2 protein-coding genes are annotated in these 2,803 nt (G+C 62.8%); one reads left to right on the top strand and one right to left on the bottom strand.

The features are described from left to right. Positions 1-389: 389 nt before the first annotated feature. Positions 390-1,409 (bottom strand): glycosyltransferase, encoded by a 1,020-nt coding sequence (locus AX750_RS03825; protein WP_066722789.1) that lies wholly within the window; start codon positions 1,407-1,409, stop codon positions 390-392. 156 nt (positions 1,410-1,565) lie between these two features. Here AX750_RS03825 and AX750_RS03830 point away from each other — a divergent pair, with 156 nt between their 5' ends. Further along, the gene (locus tag AX750_RS03830) at positions 1,566-2,669 is read left to right on the top strand and encodes a glycosyltransferase (RefSeq protein WP_066722791.1); all 1,104 of its coding nucleotides are present in this window, start codon (positions 1,566-1,568) and stop codon (positions 2,667-2,669) included. Positions 2,670-2,803: the final 134 nt, after the last annotated feature.

Consider the following 2,803-nt stretch of genomic DNA (forward strand, 5'->3'; position numbering starts at 1 on the left):
CCCCCACCCCCACCAACGGCACACCTCCGGATGGCTGCCCCTCGGGGATGAGGTGGGGTGATTATGGGGGTGATGTGTGGGGCGGGGATAAGTTCTCTCTCAGCCCGTCGTGTCGCGCAGACTATGAAGGCGCCGTTGGCGGCATTTGCCCATAGCTGACTCTGGGAGTGTCTGGTTTCGAGCATTTTTGTTTCGGCAATTTGCTACAGTGGCGCAGCGGGCCCTGAGCCAAATCGGCAATCTGCTTCCCCGCAGCCTAATCCGCGGGATGGATTGACCGGCGAGGTCGCCTACAATTCGGCAAACTCTTCACCGGCTGAGGCTAACTCGTGGCGGCTATAGGCTGGCAGGGATGAGACGGTGAGACGACCGGCCTCTAGCAGGTCACCTCAGCGGTTGGTGCCCGTCAGCGCCCGGGCCAATGCCGCGCCCGTACGCTTTTCGGGTCGGTAGCGAACCTCGATGAGGTGTCGCGAAAGGCTGAATGGCAGAATGGCGATGAGGATGTGGAATCCTGAAAGGATCAATTTTCGGGCGGGCGGAAAATAATCTCCGATGATAACGTTGAGCAGCTTGGGAAGTTGTCGATAGCGACCCACTTGGCCGACGACCGATGCGAGGATCAGCTTTTTTTCCAAGTAAAAATACGTCGTGTCGATATCGACGGGCTGCTGCTTCGAATCCCGGGGCATGACCCTGTTGAGGTGAGCAATACAGTTCCTGAAGCGCTGCATATGCTGCCGGATTATGTCGGCGTCGATGCCGCGGCCGACCCCTGAGAGGTTGCGGTCATGGACGCGGTAGAGCCCCAGCTCCTCCGGCAGAGATACGATCTCGCCGAAGAAGGGAGCCGCTAGGATGATGATTCCATCGACCGCGTTGTCGTAATCGGCGTCGCGCAGCAATTCGCACAGGTCGCGCCTGAAGACGTTCCCCGACGTCGGCGGGCTGACATAGACACCCGTCCTGCGGACACGCTCCCGCAGATCGCCAACCCTGCAGAACAGCTCTGGGTGAGGAACCATCGAGCCCAGGTGTTGGCCGCCGCCGTCGACGCGGCCAAGGCAGAACTGAACCTTGGCGACCTCGGGCTGCAGATGGGGGATGATCGCGTCGAGCGCGCCTGGCAAGAGCTCGTCGTCCGCGTCGAGGAACAGCACGAAAGGCGCCGTCGTCTGGTCGAGGCCATAGATGCAAGCGCGGCGCTGGCCGCCGTTCTCGATGCGGAAAGCTCTGACCCCCGTCTGGCGGATGACCTCCCAGGATGCATCCGTCGAGCCATCATCGACGACGATGACCTCGCAGTCATCGCGGCGCTGAGCGAGCACGCTGCCGATCGCTCGCTCGACATATTCGGCATAGTTGTAGCAGTTCACGATCACCGCGAGCCTGAACGTCGAGCTGGTCATGCCTCGCCCCGCTTGAGCCTCTGTCTGAGGTCCGCCCTCCGCGCTCGGCATGCCGTTCCCAGCTGCCAGCAAAGCCCCCGACTTGGCGCAGACTTTGCAAGAGCCGTACCGTGACAAGCGCTGCTTCGCGGTCGGTGCGATGGCGTCGAGAGAGCGATGTCAAAAAGGAAGATCACTATCCTCTACGTCGTGCCGCCGACGCGCTCCTTCGCCGGCATCGAGCGCGTGACCGATTCGATCTGCTCGGCGCTGGCGACCGAGTATGCGGAAGACGTCGCGGTTTCGGTGCTCTACACCTCGCCCTTCGAGCAGATCGTCGGCCATGTCAGGCCGTACAACGTCGTGCTCAGCTTGGCGAGCGGGCGGTTCGACCTCCTCCGTCGGGTCCGGCGGGTGGTTGCCGAGGGCCGGTTCGACCTTGTCGTCGTGCCTCAGGTCGAGGCCACCGCCGTGTTCTGGCTTTGCTGCCTCGGCCTCCGGCGTCGCTTCATCCTTTATTTGCACGGCAATCCGAGGCTTGAGCGGCGCTCGCCCATGGCGAAGGTGCTGTTTGAGGTGATGCGGTTTCTCGTACTGCCGCGGCTGACGCGCATTTTCGGCACCTCTCCACGCCAGCTTGAGGCCTTCAAGGCCGACTATCCGAGCGAGGTCGAGCACGTCTGGGTGCCCAATCCCGTGCGTTCGTTCGACCGGCCTACGCCCGATCACCGTGACAGCGGGAGTGCCGTTCGCTTCGTCACCGTGGGGCGGTTCGCCTATCAGAAGGGGTACGATATTCTGCTGCACGCGTTTGCAGCCTTCTGCCGAGAGCGTGACGGCGCTCAACTTTCACTCGTCGGCTACGGTGAGGACGAACCGGCGATCCGCACGCTGATCGACCAGCTCGGCCTGTCCGGGCGCGTGACGATCGAGCATTACCCCGACAGCCCTGCGACCCCTCTCTCGCGAAGCGACGTCTATTTGTCAGGAGCACGCTGGGAGGGCTGGTCCCTCGCCATTTGCGAGGGTTTGCGCTTCGGCCTGCCGGTCGTCGCCTTTGACTGCGAGTTCGGGCCGAGCGACATCATTGTCGATGAGCGGATTGGCCGTTTAGTCGCGTTGGATGACGTGGCCGGCTTCGTGGCAGCGATGATCTATTACCATGACAATGTCGCAGCCGAGCGCCGTCACGCTGAGTACCGTGCCCGTTACATCGACCAATTCAGTCTCGACAAGGTCGTGCATGCACACGCGCAAGCTCTGCTTGCAGCGGTCGATTGAAACGAGCAACAGCCCGCCAGGTGTGCGGGCTTAAGCGGCGGCCCCGCTCGCGCCTGCTGAACCTCGCGGCCGTCGCGGCCGGTCGTGTCCCTGCTGGTGGTGTAGCTTCGCAGAGCCACCGCGTGCCGGCTTTG

Origin of the sequence: Methylobacterium sp. CCH7-A2, from assembly GCF_001557075.1 — a bacterium.
Classification (GTDB): Bacteria; Pseudomonadota; Alphaproteobacteria; order Rhizobiales; family Beijerinckiaceae; genus Allobosea; species Allobosea massiliensis.